The organism is Pseudomonas sp. SCB32, from assembly GCF_009189165.1.
GTDB lineage: Bacteria > Pseudomonadota > Gammaproteobacteria > Pseudomonadales > Pseudomonadaceae > Pseudomonas.
The window spans coordinates 3,671,220-3,686,719 of the sequence record NZ_CP045118.1 but is presented as its reverse complement, the minus strand read 5'-3'; the positions used below and the strand labels follow the sequence as shown (position 1 = coordinate 3,686,719).

Genomic DNA, 15,500 nt, shown 5'->3' with positions numbered 1-15,500 from the left:
TTGAACAGGGCACTACTGACAATGAAACTATTTCCTCGAATTTTGATGGTCGCGGCTGTGCTGCTCGGGCTTTCGTTTCTGGTTCCGCACTTTGAGGAAGATCCCCCTACGTTGGACGTAGCACTGACCGCCGTCAATCTTGATGCTTCCAGCCAGCAGTTGTTCCTACGAACGAAGGAGCACGACTACGAATTTGCGTTGCCACCCAATCAATTGAACGCAGCCTTTGCTGCCGGGAATTGCGAGCTTGGCGTCCATGGCGTGAAATTCGATCAAGCGGGGAATGCGACTACGAGCATTGAGGTAGCATGCGGAGGCCCGAAACCGTGTCCGGAGATCAGTGCAGATTGCTATCACAGAGTGCTGAGGAGCACCCTGTCCGACGGGGAGCGCATGCAATTGCGGGGGCAGGGTTTTTCACCCGCTGACCATTTTGGGGCAACGGCCCCTATGGGGCAACGTAATCCGGGGGCGCCATCGCTCTACATGGTGTGGAAAGCTGAACACGTTGCCGGGCAGCGGCACCCATCGGGCAGCCGGAACATCGATGGCACTAGGGATCTCCGCAGTTTTTCCGATTCAACGATTTATGTGACCTTGGATGATCCTGCCTTGTTTCGGCGCAACCGCATGCTCAACGAGTTTCTCCGGCCACTGGCGGAATTTAAATTCTACGTCCTTCAGCTCATCATGTTGCCCATCCTTTGGCTTACTGGCTTCTGGCCTGGTGGGTAGATGCGCAAGCGCACCTGGCCGAGTCCGGCGCCATAGGCCGATACCGGGTGGATCGCCCGCTGATTACGCCGATGGGATCGGCGCACTGTCTTTCCGTCGATGGCTACCACCTGGTCGTCCAGGGAGGGAGTCACGTGGCTCACCCAGCGAATGAAAGAGGCCTCGATCTGTTGGGAATTAAGCGCCGCAAACACCCGTCTGAAGGTATCGTGGGAGGGGATTCCTCGCGGCAGTGCACGCTGCGGGAGCGGGCTCGCAAGGATTTCGAGCCATCGACTAAATAGGCATCCTCTTCCACTCCGGGCATAAACGAGAAGCCCCGCCGTGAGGCAGGGCTTCAAGACATCCGTTGCTGGGAATTTCAGCGCTCAGCGATCCTTCGGCGGTAGCCCGCGCTAGGCAAAGCCCGCCGCAAGTTCCAGCACACAACGAAGCACCTGCTCATCCTGCCTCCAAAGGCTATAGCGAGGGGCAGCATACCTACCACTATTCGGAAAGCACCTTGGCCATCTTGGGAATTGTCCTACTCCGCAGGTCAATGGCCTTCAGTATCTTGCGCACCACAGGACCAGGGATCAGGGCCTGTTGTCTGCAACGCTGAGTGAAGCCCTCTTACACCACCCGCTCGTCCGGTGTAAGAGGGCTTTTTTGTTGCTCATTCGAGCAGTGGCCGGGTTCGATTGAGAGAAAGACAAGAAAGCAGCCGCGCTGACAGATATGACGCTGTGGCCAGCGTCACCCTCGAAACTCATCAACTTTGAGAGGGCGCCGAATCGGGGCGTCGTTGATGCCTGCAATAACGGCGTGAGCTACCTGCCTGTCACCCCATGCTCCATATGTGGCGTCTCTAAACACAACTCAGCCCTCATTTGCGCTTCGTCTCCAGTAACCGTTGCGCCCCTCTTGCAGTGCTACAAAATGCAATGTTAGATTTTGAACATCTCATCTCAAGATGACAAAACAATAACATTGAGGTCTGACCGTCTTGCCTAAGCCTCGTTTCTTCCAATCACTCGAAAGTGCCTTTGCCGACCTCACGCCCACCGGCAAACGAGTGGCTGGCTATCTGCTAGCCAATCCGGAGAAGCTGCCGTTTGAAACGGCCGACAGCATTGCTCAACGCACGGGTACGACTGGTATCTCGGTAGGGCGGCTGCTGCGCTCACTCGGCTATCGCAATCTTGATGATGTCAAACAGAGCCTCCGTGAGGAGGGGCTGGAAGCCTGGCGGATCACCGATCGTTTCAGTGCTTTCCGCCAACAGAGCGGCCGCAGCGACGCCCTGGATCGTTCTCTAGCTGAAGAGCTCGCGGCCATTGAGGATGTCTACCAATTGGCCCGTGGACCGGTGTTCGAGCAGGTGGTGCAGCAACTGTATTCCGCCGATGCAGTGTTCATCGCCGGTATCCAGACCACACGCGGCGTGTTGAGCAGCTTCCACAGCCTGCTTGAGTACATCCGTCCTAAGGCGTTCTACGTCGACGGCCTGTCTGGGACTTATGCCGATATCTTCAACAGCGGCTTCGAGCGGCCGTATTTGGTCGTTGCCGATTTTCGCGCCTATTCCAGCCTGACCCGCAAGCTGTGCGAGACGGCTCATCACGCTGGGATGCCGATGGCCCTGATCACCGACTTCCACTGTCCTTGGGCACGGGACTTTCCCGTCGACCTGCTGCAGCTGCGGCTTGAGGTCAGTCAGTTCTGGGACTCACTGGCACCGCTTGCCTGCCTGCTCAACTTGTTGGTGTCGGCCGTGGCTGATCGCTCGGGTGATGCGCTGGAGCAGCGCCTTGCGGACAACCGAGCCTTACAGCAGCGCTTCGGACAGTTCGAATAACCACCCGACTCAGAGACGCATTGAACTATGGCTCACCCTGATCTCGTTGAAATCGAAGCTCATCGCTTTGAAGTGGACATCCACCTGGTTTATGCGACTGCCGACAACCTGGCTGGTCGGGTTATCTACCAAGACAGCCGCTGCCTGCTGCACCGTGATGCCGCGCGTTGTTTGTGGCATGCCAGTGCGATCGCTCAGTTGGCTGGTTATCGCTTGCGCGTACTCGATGCTTACCGCCCGCCCTATGCCCAACAACTGCTCTGGCGAGCGCTCCCCGACTCCCAATACATCAGTGATCCGAGCAAAGGTTCGCACCACAGCCGCGGAGTGGCAGTTGACGTAACCCTACTCGATAGCCAGGGCGTGCCACTGGATATGGGGACTGGATTTGATGACATGCGTGACCTGTCACATCACTTCAATTCAGGCGTCTCCACCGACGCGCAACGTCATCGGCTACTGCTATTGGGGATCATGATGGGAGCCGGTTTTGCACGTATCGCCAGCGAGTGGTGGCACTTCGAGTTACCGGCCGCGGAGCGCTATCCACTGATCGACTACCACCATCTGAGCCAAAGGGAGCTTTCCGCTCTGTTGGACTGATTCCCCCATTACGGGGGCTACCTGAGACCCGGCGAGCCGGCCTTGGCTCGACCGTTCTGTCACACCTGCCGAATCCACTTTCTAACCCTAACAATCCGAGGTACCGGCATGTTTTCGTCTTCGCGTACGTTCGTCTCTTCGGCCTCCCGTGCCCTCACTGTAGTAGTCCTGTTGGGCCTGGGCGCCTGGCAGCCGGCCAGTGCCGCTACTGCCGCCGATACGCTGGTGATCGGCAAGCCCGCTGACTTACAAACAGTCGATCCCGGTGTCACGTTCGACAACAACGACTGGACGGTGACCTATCCTGCCTACCAGCGCCTGATGCGCTACAAGGTGGAAAATGGCAAGGGCAGCACCGACGTCGAGGGCGATCTGGCCAGTGGCTGGACGGTCTCCCCCGATAACCTGGTGTGGACCTTCACGCTCAAGCCGGGCAACAAGTTCGACGACGGCAGCGAAGTTACAGCCGAGGCGGTGAAGTTTTCCGTCGAGCGTCTGATGAAGCTCAAGCAGGGACCTTCCAGTATTTTTCCTGCAGACATGACTGTTGAAGCCGTGGACGCCCATACCGTGCGCTTCACCTTGCAAAAGCCCTTCGCACCCTTCCTCTTCGCCTTGGCCCACGACGGTGCCAGCGTGATCAACCCGGAGGTGGCAAAGCATGGCAAGGAGATGGACAGCTGGCTGGCGGGTCATACGGCGGGCTCAGGCGCCTACCGCTTGGCCTCCTGGCAGAAGGGGCAAATGTTGACCCTGGAGCCCAATCCGCATTATGCCGGCAAGGCTCCGGCCCTGAAGCAGGTTGTGATCCGTGTCATCGCTGAGCCTTCGGTACGTCGCCTGCAGTTGGAGCAGGGCGACCTGGATATCATCGAGGACCTGCCTGAGGATCAGGTAAAGGCGCTGGAGCAGAAGCCGGGATTCGTCACCACGGCCTACCCGTCGCTACGGGTTACCTACCTCTACCTCAACAACAAGCGTGCGCCACTGAACGATGTGAATGCTCGCAAGGCGGTCGTCAACGCCTTGGACTATCAGGGCATCGTCGAAGGTATCGCCATGGGCAAAGCCCAGCGCATGAATGGCCCGATCCCAGATGGAATGTGGGGCCACGATCCGAGCCTGCCACTGCCCAACCAGGATATGGATGTAGCGCAGGCGGCCTTGTCTGATGCGCCCAAGGTGCGTGAGCTGCAATTCCTGTATTCCGACAAGGACCCAGCTTGGGAACCTATTGGCCTGACCCTGCAGGCCGGACTCGCCAGCCTAGGCGTCAACGTGAAAATGGAGAAGCTGGCCAACGCGACGTTCCGTGAGCGCCTAGGGAGTGGTGACTTCGACGTGGCCATCGGCAATTGGAGTCCGGACTTCGCTGACCCGTACATGTTCATGAACTTCTGGTTCGACAGTTCGAATGCGGGCTTGGCGGGCAACCGTTCGTTCTACAGCAACGCCAAGGTCGATCAGTTGGTCCGTGAGGCCGCCAGTGTCAGCGATATCGCCCAGCGTAAGGAGTTGTACCAGCAGGCGCAGAATATCGTGCTCCTCGACAACGCTTACGCCTACCTCTACCAGAAGGCCTACACGGTGCCGATGCGAGCAGAGGTCAAGGGATACGTATTCAACCCGATGCTCGAGCAGGTGTTTGACTTCACTGCGATGTCCAAGTAACGGCGGCAGGTGCCGGCTACCACCGGCACCTGGTCTTCGAGGTATGCCATGGCCGTATTTCATCTGCTGCGCAAGCAGCTGACCGATATCCTCATTGTGGTCATCGGGGTTTCCCTGATCACTTTCATCATCTCTCACTTGATCCCCGGCGATCCGGCACGGCTGATCGCTGGTGAGCGTGCCAGCGACGAGATCGTGGCCAGCATTCGCCACCAACTGGGCCTGGATCTACCGCTGTACCAGCAGTACTTCCACTACATGCGGGATCTGCTGCAAGGCGACTTGGGGCAATCGATCCGTACCCATCGTCCGGTGCTGGAAGACTTGGGCTTGTTCTTTCCCGCCACGCTGGAGTTGGCGCTGGCCGCACTGCTGCTGTCGATCCTGATTGGTGTTCCGTTGGGCGTGCTGTCGGCGGTCTACAACAATCGCTGGATCGATCACATCAGCCGTACCCTGGCTGTCGCTGGTATCTCCACGCCAGCCTTCTGGTTGGGTTTAGGCCTGATCGTTCTGTTCTACGGCCACCTCGGTTGGTTGCCGGGCGGTGGCCGGCTCGACCAAGGGCTTACCCCACCGCCAACCGTAACCGGCTTCTATCTGATCGATACCTTGCTGGCTGGTGATCTCCAAGGATTCGTCAGTGCCGCCAAACACTTGCTGTTGCCCGCTGTCACCCTGGCATTCGTCAATCTGGGCGTGATCACCCGGCAGATCCGTGGCGCCATGCTTGAACAACTCGGAGAGGACTATATCCGCACTGCGCGTGCTTACGGTCTATCGCAGGCCACCGTAGTGCTGCGTCATGCACTGCCGAACGCCTTGATTCCCTCCATTACGGTGATTGGTTTAGCACTGGGCGACCTGCTCTATGGTGCGGTGCTCACCGAGACAGTATTCGCCTGGCCGGGCATGGGGGCCTACGTCGTCAAGTCGATCCAAGCGCTCGATTTCCCGGCAGTGATGGGCTTTGCCATCGTGGTGTCGTTCATCTACGTGCTACTCAACCGCTTCATCGACCTGCTCTACCGGCTGGTCGATCCTCGTATCGGCAAGGTGAACTAGCCATGACGACTTTGAGTGTTTCGCGTCCGACCTGGCAGGAGCAGTGCGCCTGGTCGGTCTATCGCATTCGCCGTAATCCGCTCATGCTGACTGGCCTGCTGATCACACTGCTGGTGCTGGTGTGCATGATCGCAGCGCCTTGGCTGGCACCCTATCAGCCTAATGCGTTGAAACTCACCGAACGCTTGCAGGCACCCAGTGCCCTGCACTGGTTCGGTACCGATGAGGTGGGTCGTGACCTGCTCAGCCGCGTGATCTACGGCAGCCGCCAGTCGGTCGGCGTCGGCCTGTTCGTAGCCTTTGCTGCATGCGCGGCCGGTGGTTTGCTTGGCTGCCTATCCGGTGTTGTCGGCGGCGGCTTTGACCGTCTGGTGATGCGCCTGATGGACATCATTCTGTCGGTGCCCTCGCTGGTGCTGATCATGGCGCTCGCCGCAGCACTTGGCCCAAGCCTGTTCAATGCCATGTTGGCGATCACCTTGGTGCGTATTCCCTTCTATGTTCGTTTGGCACGCGGTCAGACCTTGAGCATTCGTCAGATGGCCTACGTACAGGCCGCACGCACCTTCGGCGCTGGCAAATGGCATTTGGTGCACTGGCACGTAGCGCGTAATGCCTTACCCCCACTGCTGGTGCAATTCAGTCTGGATATCGGCAATGCCATCCTCATGGCTTCCGCACTGGGCTTTATCGGCCTGGGCGCCCAGCCTCCGACCGCAGAGTGGGGCGTGATGGTCGCCAGTGGTCGCAACTTCATCCTTGATCAGTGGTGGTACTCCACCTTTCCTGGCTTAGCGATCCTGGTGACGGCAATCGGCTTCAACCTGTTGGGTGATGGCATTCGCGATCTACTCGATCCACGGCAGAGGGGGAAATGACATGAGCCAGGCCGTTCTGCAAATAGACAAGCTCAACCTGGAGTTCCCTGGTTTTCGTGCCAGTGCCAAGGCGCTCAATGGCGTTAGCTTGAGCGTAGCGCCCGGAGAGATCGTTGGAGTAGTGGGGGAGTCAGGCTCGGGCAAGTCAGTCACCGCCATGCTGACCTTGGGCTTGCTCCCGCAAGGCAGCTACCGAGTTACCAGTGGCAGTGTCACCTTGGTGGGGCATGACATGTTGGCACTGAGCGAGCGTCAGTTGATGGAGGTGCGCGGCCGAAAGGCGGCAATGATCTTCCAGGAACCGATGACCGCGCTGAATCCGACCCGACGTATCGGCCAGCAGTTGCTGGACGTCATTCGCCGCCATACCGCCTTGGACGTGCCGCAGGCACGGAGCAAGGCCATTGAATTGCTCAAGGACATGCACATCGCTGACCCCGAGCAAATCCTTGACCGTTACCCCTTCGAGCTGTCGGGTGGCATGCGTCAACGCATCATGATTGCTCTGGCGTTTTCCTGTGATCCGCAGTTGCTCATCGCTGATGAGCCCACCACGGCTCTCGATGTGACAGTACAGCGCCAGGTGCTGTTGCTGCTGCGCGAAAAAGCGCGAGAGCGCGGCACCGCTATTTTGCTGATCACTCACGACATGGCCTTGGTGTCGCAATTCTGCGACCGCGTCTACGTGATGTATGCCGGTGGCATCGTTGAGCAAGGTGCTACCGCTGCAGTGATGAAGGCACCACAGCATCCTTACACACAAGGTTTGCTGGCGTGTTTGCCGGAGAACGCTGAGCCGGGCAGTGAACTGAACAGCATTCCCGGACAGGTGCCCAACCTCGCCAGCCTACCCACTGGATGCACCTTTAAAGAACGTTGCGCTCGGCGCCATGAGCGTTGTGAGGCGCGTCCAACACTGCTGCCGACGCGCGATACCGATCACCTAAGCGCCTGCTGGCTGCAAGCGGAGGAGCTTCCGACATGAATCATCTTTCTTCTCCACCCTCGACACTGTTGGAGCTCAGCGGAGTTGAAGTGCGTTATCCAGTAGGTCGCGATTGGCTGGGGCGCGCCAAGGGCCAGGCTCACGCGCTTAACGGCATCGACCTCACGCTCTACAAGGGTGAAACCTTGGGCATTCTCGGTGAGTCCGGTTGCGGCAAGAGCACTCTCGCTCAGGTACTCATGGGGCTGGTCGAGCCGGTGGGCGGTACCCTGAGTGCCACCGGGGAAAACCTGGGGCAGCGGAATACTCAGATTGTTTTCCAGGACCCTCAATCGTCGCTCGATCCCAGACTTCCAGTCTGGAAGCTCATCACGGAGCCTCTCGTGGTACGCAGCAGAAGACCATCCGCCGAACTGCGTGCGGTCGCTGAGCGCTTGGCCCTTCAGGTGGGTATTCGCCCTGAGTATCTGGACCGCCATGCGCACCAGTTCTCCGGCGGCCAGCGCCAGCGCATCGCCATTGCCCGAGCACTGTCCTCAGACCCAGACATTATCATCCTCGATGAGCCCACCTCAGCCTTGGATATTTCGGTCCAAGCCCAGATCCTTAACCTGCTTGCTGAGCTGCAGCGCGAGCGTGGTCTTACCTTCGTACTGATCTCCCACAATGTCTCGGTAGTGCGCCATCTGGCGGATCGGGTTGCAGTGATGTATCTGGGGCAAATTGTGGAGCTGGGAAATGCTGCTGAGGTGCTTGAGCAGCCTCGTCATCCCTACACGCAATTGTTGCTTGAGGCAGTGCCACGCCTGGACAAGCCTCTGACTGGTGACGCTGCCGCCCAGCGCACGGAGCTGCCAGGTAACCGCGTGCTGCCCAGCGGCTGCTTCTTTCGTGAGCGCTGCTCTCAAGCGGGGCCCGGCTGTGAGCGGCCCCAGGCCTTGCTATCGACCGTAGAGGGGGAGGTGCGCTGTCATCGCCACGCCTCCGCATCAACAATCTCAGCCCTTGCTGTGGGCAGTTAGCCAGCCGTGAGGCAGATGCACTACCAGTAGCAGGCAGCATGATGTTCGTCGTGGCATAAACGAGAAGCCCCGCCGTGAGGCAGGGCTTCAAGACATCCGTTGCAGGGGATTTCAACGGTTGAGCCGATCCCTCGGCTGCTGGTTCACTCTAGGCAGAGTTCGTAGGGCGTGCCAGTGCACATCGATACGCGGCCCTGGAAATGGACGCGGCCTAGTCTCCCCGCTCTACCATCAATCTGATCTTCGACGCCTTCTCAAAATGGTCAAGCTCATGCACCGCTATCCACCAGCGGGCGGCCTCCATTAGCAGCTCTGGATCATCATTTTTATTGGCAAAAAAGGCGTAGAACGACAGGCCCACGTCTGGCCCTTTCTGCTCGATTTTCCTATTGCAGACCTCGATCACTTTTCGTCTCAGGCTGTCCCGCATAACGTCCCTTCGAAGAGTATTCGCCCCTCATGGGGCGGCCTGTATCGCATTCATCCAGCTCCACTCGAGCAGCAACGCTCGATCTCTTCTATAGGCTAGACATCTGTCGCGCTCTCGGGTGATGTAATGGTCAACACAGCACCGGCGCGCTGGGCATTCTGTTTTAGCTGCCGGTAGAAAAATAACCAATCCGGCACCAGGTATGAACCCCACAGCAAGGAGCTATGCCATGACCAACCTTTCCGACGCCAATCCATACGAGCTGGATCAGGTGGGTGCTCGTACGCTGATTGATTACTTCGTAGAGCGCATCAAAAGCACCGGCGGACCGGCGTTCGTCCGCACGGTTGGACGTGATGGCGACCCGGACTTCATGGCGACACCGACTGGGCAGTTTCTTCCCCATCTCAGGCGCATGTACAACTGCGCCATCCGCGAGGATGCCAATACCTTCAGCGAAAGGTTACGGGTCTTCCGAAACGCCTGGCAAGGCATCGAAGCCTTCGGCACCACCTACCTGTACGAGAGCGAAGGTCGCTACCTGATCCCCGAGGAAGTGATGAACCTGCTGGTGAAGCGTATTCGGGGGGAGCTAGAAGCCGATGCTGAGGCAGCAGCGGCCGACGACTAGCTAGCACGATTTGGCTGAGCACGATGGCGTGGTGGTATTGATGCGGCGAGGACGGGCTTTCCGCTCGTTGTAGTAGTCCATTGGCTACGTGCATTTCAGACTTGTCTGATAAGAACCTCTTCAGAACGCCGTTAGATTGACCCTGTCGAAACCTCCGAGAGGGCCAACGATATGACTGCCATTTCGCGTCGAGCCATGGTGCTGTGTTCGCATCCGGGCCGCTTGCTGGACTACGGCGTGTTGTTCAATCGCCTGGAGTTCTATCACTTGAGCCTGTGCCAGGGCATGGACGAAGTGCGCAAGGCGCTGTCCCGCCGGCAGCACTACAGCCTGTTTATCCACGATGACTTCGTGCCGGGCGCCAGCGAGCTGATGAGCCTGAAAAACCTCAGCCAGAGCAACGCCTTCCACCAGTTTGTACTGGCCGGGAACTATAGCGCCGAGGAGAAGACAGCCCTGTACCAGTGGGCGTGGAGAAATCGTGTGCCGTTGCTGCAGGTGTTGGACAAGCCGTTGTCCCTGGTGCAACTGCGCGAAGTCACCAGCAGCCTGGTGTTCTATCACTGCGAAGACGCGCAGCCGATGCGTTCGTCCGTGGCCGATCTCCGTGATTATCAAGTGCCAGGTGGGCAGCGTCGCGACGCCGCCTGTGGCTGAGACGAATCAGTTGGCCTGGGTGCTAGCTCCCAGTTCGGGATGGATTCGCACAAAGCATCTAAGGAATGGAAGGTATGCAATGGATTTTCATGTTGGTCGGCTTGGTTGCGCAATTGCACTTACTTGACCACCTGATTGCATTCGACTTGACCAAGCATTTGCATCGGATCTGACCATCACACGAGCGGCCATGACCGGCAGAGAACGCCCCTTAGCTGCCGGTCGTGAATAGCGAAGGTATGGCTTTTGTTGGCGTCCGCGCTGAACTGCCAGTTAAATCAGGACACAGAGTGGCGACACAGCCATCCTGAGACTTGCTACCACCTCAGCCTCCAACAGATACCCTTGGAGCAAGTCAAATGCTGCTTTAAGCAGAGGGCATAAACTCCAGGTCTCTATCGGTGAAGATCGTTTCCAGGGTCGCTGGAACTACCTTCACCTCTGTTTTTCGGCGGACCTCCTCCAGGGCCAGCTCCAGTCGATATGACTGCATATACTCGAACATCGTATCCAGCGGTACGCTAACTTCAGCGCCTGGGTTCTTGCCGAAAAGAATTCCCAGCAAAGCCCCCACCACTAGACCGAACTGTGAGTCATCGTCATCGTCGAGATAGCGCTCGATCACCTGCGACAAAGTCTCACGCCACTCCTCACTCAGATTGACTGGCAGACATGCCTCCGGCCCCTGATCCAACACCTCCAGCTTGAATCGCTGTAGCAGATCATTCTCTCCAGACATGCGCTCCCCTGGCATTGCGCCTAATAATGAGTTGATTTCACCACTGTACTCGAACCCGGCATTAGGTGGTGCCGACCTGGTGGTTTTTTCACCCTGAAACACCCAGTTCAGAGCCAATAGCCACAGACCTAAAGCGTGCCCACGACAGCACCTTTACGGATTGCTATTGCCCTATCCCGAGGAAAATCAATTCCCATCCCGACCTCCTGGATACGAGCCGCGCAAACACCCTCTAGAGTGGATTGCCTTAGCTAATGGCGGCTTCTGACCGGTTACAGCCGTCAGTCGGCGGCAGCTGCCGAGGCAAAGTTGACGGCTGCGAGGGCTAAATCGAAAGAAGCTTTTCGCTGGAGCTTGAAAATTTTCTCGCCGGCCCCTAGTTCGACTAAGCGGGCGGCAAGTGCGTCGCCTTGATTTTGAAGGTTTTTAACTGGAGAGGCGTAGCCAATGGTTCGGATTTTCAAGTGCACCGACGCCGCACAAGATGTGCTCAATTGCGTTCTGATGGAGGGTATCACAGGTATTAGCGGCGGGAGGGTGAGTACACGCCGGCTGCTGAGTCAGGTTCATGACTTAGCGGAGGTTGCCAGGCATGAGCACGTCATTGCGCACAGCACCTACAACCACCCGGATACCGAGTTGGCCTATATCTACGACAACAACTTCTATGACTCGAATCAGGCAATGGCAAAGGTCATAGCAGCGTATGACCTTGCGTTGGCGAATGAGACCACCGACTAAGCTGCCTCTGCTCTCGTGCGCCCTGCTGACGCTGCACTTCAAGCTCGCCCCTTGGGAGCCCCCAGCTTGATGCGCCTGAGGCAGTGCGGGCTGCGGGTATGTTGTACGTTGTGCTCGTTCCAAGGCCTGCCTTCCGGTAGGCCTCTGGGGGTCGATCTACTGCTTTTGGGGGCCAACTCCATATCGGAAAATTCTATCCAGACGAGACGAAGTTCGCGCAGGCTGTGGTTGGATTGAGGGCTGCATTTGGCCGTTCTCTGCCCTTCATGTTTACAAAGCGTGCTGGCCATATCCGATGCAATCAGTGGTCAGGTGGAGTGCAATTCCGCCGGCTAGCAGTATTGCTTCGTGGGGCAAGCGATCTGACAGGCTCGCAAAGCGCAAAGCGCAAAGCGCAAATCGCATGCCAGCATGGGGGCGCCGACACCAAGCCGAACTTCGGAAAATGTCTGGTTATTTTTGGGAATTTTCCTGCTCCCCAGATCAATAGGCTTCGGTACCTTATTCACAACAGGGCCAGGGATCAGGACCTGTAGTCTGCAAAGCTAAGTGAAGCCCTCTTACACCGCTGGTCACCCGGTGTAAGGGGGCTTTTTTATTGCCCATTTGATTCATGACCTTGATCCCAGCTGAGCACTTGCAACCCCCGCCTTCCCATGTGCGAGCTACCGTTGACCCGGTGCTGGTTACTGCTCCCGTTCGGTGCTGATGTTGCCGAAGCGCAAATGCCTCCTCTGATTGGATCCCTTGCCGCCTACTCGGTGCGGCCTTCTATCGAAGTGCCAGGAATCCGCTTACAGGCAGATCAGAAGATCTTCTCATGTATTACAGAAATGCCTGATATCGCAGGCATATAGCTGTTCTGTAGCGTGGATAAACAGTCCCCTTCGCCAAGGGACTGCTCTCTGTGAGTGAACTAGCCCTCCTGCGTCGTTTAAAGACGAGGCAGGAGGTTTTTTCATGAATTCATCTCACCTGAGATTCGCTCCGATAGTCACGTAGGGCCTGGCGAAGAAAGCCGCTGCGCCGTGGCGCAGTTAAAGCCAGTACGTGCTCGGTAGTTGAGCCAGCCAGTCCGTACTTTGCAGCGAATGGCGCAATGGATGCTCGTGTATTAGAGGAGTCAGGGAGACCCACTCGCATGCTGAATCAGCTCCGCACGTTTTTCGACCATAGTCGACACACCCTCAGTGTCGATGGCCTCGATGCACAATTGGATGTCTTGGCCTTCGAGGGCACGGAGGCGCTGAGCGAGACCTTCCGCTATGGCATCGAAGTTACCAGCCCCGAGTTGGATATTCCTGCTGAGAGCATGCTCGGCAAGGATGGCACCTTCAGCCTGCGCGAGGCGCCCCCTGCGTTCACCCTCCGTGGCTACACACCGCCCGTAGTGCCGCCGTTGCGTACCCTGCACGGTGTGATCACCGGGTTCAAACGACTCTCTGCATCCCGTGACGAAGCGCGTTATGAACTGACGTTGGAGCCGCGCCTGGCCCTGCTCAATAACGGCTGCCAGTACCGCATCTACCAAAATCAGAGTGTGCCGGAAGTCGTTGAGACCATCCTGCGCCGACATGGCCTGCGTGGGCAGGACTTCTTGATCGACCTCGGCAGGACTTACGCCCAGCATGAGCAGTTGCTCCAGTACGGCGAATCGGACTTTTCCTATATCAAACGCATCTGCGCGGAGAGGGGGATCTGGTTTTCCTTCAGCATGGACTCGAGGTTAAAAATTGATGTGGTCGAGTTCAAAGACTCGCCCATGCACTACGAACGCGACATCCGTATACCGCTGCGCCCCCTGAGCGGGCTGGAAACCACCGGCCAAGATGCTGTGTGGGATCTGCAGGCCAACCACCAGGTCGTACAGCAGTTGGTCAGCACCCGGGCCTACTACTCGCGTGACGCCGGCGCCAATCTCGACGGTCAGGTCGATCTGACCCGAGGAGCGACCACGACCTACGGCGAGGCTTATCACTACGCCGACGAGCCTTACCAGACGCTCGGTGATCCGCTGGCGCGTGGCGATGAAGAGGGGCACGCCGAAAGCGGTGTGTTCTACGCGCAGCTGGCCCACGAGCGCTACCTGAATGACCAGCTCCGCCTGAGCGGTGCCAGCAGCAGCGCGGTCCTGCCTCCGGGCCACGTGCTCAAGGTCGAGGGCGAGGCACCTTCAGCTTTCACTGAGGGCGCGTTGATCGTCCGCACCCACTGCACCGCCGCCCGTGATCGCAGCTTCGAAGTCCGCTTCGAAGCTATTCCTGATGGCAACATCGCCTTCCGTCCACCAGTACCGGCCAAGCCGCGCATCGCTGGCACGGTCCCGGCACGCGTCACCAGCCCGCAGCGGAACGATCCCTACAGCCACATCGACAGCGAAGGACGCTACCGCGTCAATTTCCTCTTCGATCGGGATAGCTGGCCTACAGGTCGAGAGAGCATGTGGCTGCGCCTGGCGCGCTCCTATGCCGGCGACACCTACGGGCTGCACCTACCCTTGCTCGCCGGCACCGAGGTGGCCATCGCCTTCGAGCAGGGCGACCCGGACCGTCCGTTCATTGCCCATGCGCTGCACGACAGCCTGCATCCCGACCACGTCACGATCCAGAACTACAAGCGCAACGTGCTGCGCACCCCGGCCAATAACAAGTTGCGCCTGGATGACACGCGAGGGCAGGAGCACATCAAGCTCAGTACCGAGCACAGCGGCAAGAGCCAGCTCAATCTCGGCCACTTGGTGGACTCGCAGAAGCAGAAGCGCGGGGAAGGTTTTGAGCTACGTACTGATGGCTGGGGGGCCATTCGCAGTGGCAGGGGCATCTTCATCAGTGCTGATGAGCAAGCCAAGGCGCAAGGCCAGGTGCTGGACATGGCCGCTGCTCTCAAGCGTCTGCAAGAGGCCAGTGAGCAGCTCAAGTCAATATCCGCTGATGCCGAGAGGGCCAACGCAGGCCCGGCTGATGTCCAGGCCCAACTGAACCTGCTGCAGGAACGTCTGACCGATCTGCAGAAGTCGGTGGCGCTGCTCAGTGCGCCACACGGGTTTGCTCTCACCAGTGGCGAGCACCTGCAATTGGCCGCCCAGCGCAACCTGATGCTCAACGCCGGCAACGAAGCTGATGTCAGCGTGGTCAAGCGCCTGTTTATCGGCGTAGGCGAAGGGCTGAGCCTATTCGTGCGAATGCTGGGTATGAAGCTCATCGCCAACCAGGGCGAGGTGCAGATCCAGGCGCAAAACGACCGCATGGAACTGCTTGCTCGTCAGGCGCTGGATATCGTCAGCACTGAGGACGAAATCCACATCACCGCCAAGAAGAAGATCGTCCTCAACGCGGGTGGCACCTACATCACTCTGGGCCCAAGCGGCATCGAAGCCGGTACACAGGGCGACTACCTGATCAAGTCGGCTGATTTCAATTGCCAAGGCCCTACCAAGCAACCTCCACAGCTACCCGAATTGCCTCAACTCGGTGAGTACCAGCGTAGCCACCAGAGCTTCTCAGATTTCTCTGGCTAGTACTGCGCCTCTGCACGGAAGCATCAGC

The 15,500-nt window shown here is 58.3% G+C and carries 15 protein-coding genes; 11 read left to right on the top strand and 4 right to left on the bottom strand.

The window, feature by feature from the left end; translation table 11 throughout:
• The first annotated feature begins 21 nt into the window (after window positions 1-21).
• Window positions 22-735, top strand: a complete 714-nt coding sequence (locus GA645_RS16790) for a hypothetical protein (RefSeq protein ID WP_152224132.1) — start codon at window positions 22-24, stop codon at window positions 733-735.
• Here the strand turns inward: GA645_RS16790 and GA645_RS29315 are convergent.
• The gene (locus GA645_RS29315) at window positions 681-929 is read right to left on the bottom strand and encodes a hypothetical protein (protein WP_372239767.1); all 249 of its coding nucleotides are present in this window, start codon (window positions 927-929) and stop codon (window positions 681-683) included. The genes GA645_RS16790 and GA645_RS29315 overlap by 55 nt on opposite strands.
• Window positions 930-1,720: 791 nt before the next feature.
• Between GA645_RS29315 and GA645_RS16780 the strand changes: the two genes are divergently transcribed.
• The 7 genes from GA645_RS16780 to GA645_RS16750 all read left to right on the top strand — a co-directional run bounded on the left by GA645_RS16780 (window position 1,721) and on the right by GA645_RS16750 (window position 8,757).
• Window positions 1,721-2,572, top strand: coding sequence for a MurR/RpiR family transcriptional regulator (locus GA645_RS16780; RefSeq protein ID WP_152224131.1), 852 nt, complete (start codon window positions 1,721-1,723; stop codon window positions 2,570-2,572).
• A gap of 27 nt (window positions 2,573-2,599) precedes the next feature.
• Window positions 2,600-3,175, top strand: coding sequence for a D-alanyl-D-alanine dipeptidase (gene ddpX / locus GA645_RS16775; RefSeq protein ID WP_152224130.1), 576 nt, complete (start codon window positions 2,600-2,602; stop codon window positions 3,173-3,175).
• 108 nt (window positions 3,176-3,283) lie between these two features.
• Window positions 3,284-4,846 carry an ABC transporter substrate-binding protein gene (locus GA645_RS16770; RefSeq protein ID WP_152224129.1) on the top strand — a complete coding sequence of 521 codons (1,563 nt, stop codon included), beginning with the start codon at window positions 3,284-3,286 and terminating at the stop codon, window positions 4,844-4,846.
• Window positions 4,847-4,894: 48 nt separating this feature from the next.
• On the top strand, window positions 4,895-5,911 hold the full coding sequence (locus tag GA645_RS16765) for an ABC transporter permease (protein WP_152224128.1): 1,017 nt from the start codon (window positions 4,895-4,897) through the stop codon (window positions 5,909-5,911).
• A 2-nt stretch (window positions 5,912-5,913) separates the two neighbouring features.
• Window positions 5,914-6,789, top strand: a complete 876-nt coding sequence (gene ddpC / locus GA645_RS16760; RefSeq protein WP_152224127.1) for a D,D-dipeptide ABC transporter permease — start codon at window positions 5,914-5,916, stop codon at window positions 6,787-6,789.
• A 1-nt stretch (window position 6,790) separates the two neighbouring features.
• Window positions 6,791-7,774, top strand: a complete 984-nt coding sequence (locus GA645_RS16755; RefSeq protein ID WP_152224126.1) for an ABC transporter ATP-binding protein — start codon at window positions 6,791-6,793, stop codon at window positions 7,772-7,774.
• Window positions 7,771-8,757: an oligopeptide/dipeptide ABC transporter ATP-binding protein gene (locus GA645_RS16750; RefSeq protein ID WP_152224125.1), complete on the top strand. Its 987-nt coding sequence runs from the start codon at window positions 7,771-7,773 to the stop codon at window positions 8,755-8,757. The genes GA645_RS16755 and GA645_RS16750 overlap by 4 nt, the downstream gene beginning before the upstream one ends.
• A 211-nt stretch (window positions 8,758-8,968) precedes the next feature.
• Here GA645_RS16750 and GA645_RS16745 read toward each other — a convergent pair whose 3' ends face one another.
• Window positions 8,969-9,187 (bottom strand): DUF6500 family protein, encoded by a 219-nt coding sequence (locus GA645_RS16745; protein WP_152224124.1) that lies wholly within the window; start codon window positions 9,185-9,187, stop codon window positions 8,969-8,971.
• A 229-nt stretch (window positions 9,188-9,416) separates the two neighbouring features.
• Between GA645_RS16745 and GA645_RS16740 the strand changes: the two genes are divergently transcribed.
• Entirely contained in the window at window positions 9,417-9,818 is a 402-nt protein-coding gene (locus GA645_RS16740; RefSeq protein ID WP_152224123.1) for a hypothetical protein, read from the top strand.
• 171 nt (window positions 9,819-9,989) lie between these two features.
• Complete coding sequence (locus GA645_RS16735; protein WP_256675942.1) at window positions 9,990-10,475, top strand: hypothetical protein; 486 nt, start codon at window positions 9,990-9,992, stop codon at window positions 10,473-10,475.
• Between the two features lie 367 nt (window positions 10,476-10,842).
• On the opposite strand, the gene GA645_RS16730 is transcribed toward GA645_RS16735, so the two are convergent.
• Window positions 10,843-11,331 (bottom strand): hypothetical protein, encoded by a 489-nt coding sequence (locus GA645_RS16730; RefSeq protein ID WP_178119564.1) that lies wholly within the window; start codon window positions 11,329-11,331, stop codon window positions 10,843-10,845.
• Window positions 11,332-11,495: 164 nt separating this feature from the next.
• On the bottom strand, window positions 11,496-11,678 hold the full coding sequence (locus GA645_RS16725; RefSeq protein WP_152224122.1) for a hypothetical protein: 183 nt from the start codon (window positions 11,676-11,678) through the stop codon (window positions 11,496-11,498).
• Between the two features lie 1,418 nt (window positions 11,679-13,096).
• On the opposite strand from GA645_RS16725, the gene GA645_RS16720 reads away from it, so the two are divergent.
• A complete protein-coding gene (locus GA645_RS16720) occupies window positions 13,097-15,472 on the top strand; it encodes a type VI secretion system Vgr family protein (RefSeq protein WP_152224121.1) in 2,376 nt (791 codons plus the stop codon).
• Window positions 15,473-15,500 lie beyond the last annotated feature (28 nt).

What these genes read in the sequence shown, in the direction of transcription:
- GA645_RS16790 (WP_152224132.1), top strand. Translation starts at nt 22, where the DNA reads ATGAAACTATTTCCTCGAATTTTGATGGTCGCGGCTGTGCTGCTCGGG.
- ddpX (WP_152224130.1), top strand. Translation starts at nt 2,600, where the DNA reads ATGGCTCACCCTGATCTCGTTGAAATCGAAGCTCATCGCTTTGAAGTG.
- GA645_RS16770 (WP_152224129.1), top strand. Translation starts at nt 3,284, where the DNA reads ATGTTTTCGTCTTCGCGTACGTTCGTCTCTTCGGCCTCCCGTGCCCTC.
- GA645_RS16765 (WP_152224128.1), top strand. Translation starts at nt 4,895, where the DNA reads ATGGCCGTATTTCATCTGCTGCGCAAGCAGCTGACCGATATCCTCATT.
- ddpC (WP_152224127.1), top strand. Translation starts at nt 5,914, where the DNA reads ATGACGACTTTGAGTGTTTCGCGTCCGACCTGGCAGGAGCAGTGCGCC.
- GA645_RS16755 (WP_152224126.1), top strand. Translation starts at nt 6,791, where the DNA reads ATGAGCCAGGCCGTTCTGCAAATAGACAAGCTCAACCTGGAGTTCCCT.
- GA645_RS16750 (WP_152224125.1), top strand. Translation starts at nt 7,771, where the DNA reads ATGAATCATCTTTCTTCTCCACCCTCGACACTGTTGGAGCTCAGCGGA.
- GA645_RS16745 (WP_152224124.1), bottom strand. Translation starts at nt 9,187, where the DNA reads ATGCGGGACAGCCTGAGACGAAAAGTGATCGAGGTCTGCAATAGGAAA.
- GA645_RS16740 (WP_152224123.1), top strand. Translation starts at nt 9,417, where the DNA reads ATGACCAACCTTTCCGACGCCAATCCATACGAGCTGGATCAGGTGGGT.
- GA645_RS16735 (WP_256675942.1), top strand. Translation starts at nt 9,990, where the DNA reads ATGACTGCCATTTCGCGTCGAGCCATGGTGCTGTGTTCGCATCCGGGC.
- GA645_RS16720 (WP_152224121.1), top strand. Translation starts at nt 13,097, where the DNA reads ATGCTGAATCAGCTCCGCACGTTTTTCGACCATAGTCGACACACCCTC.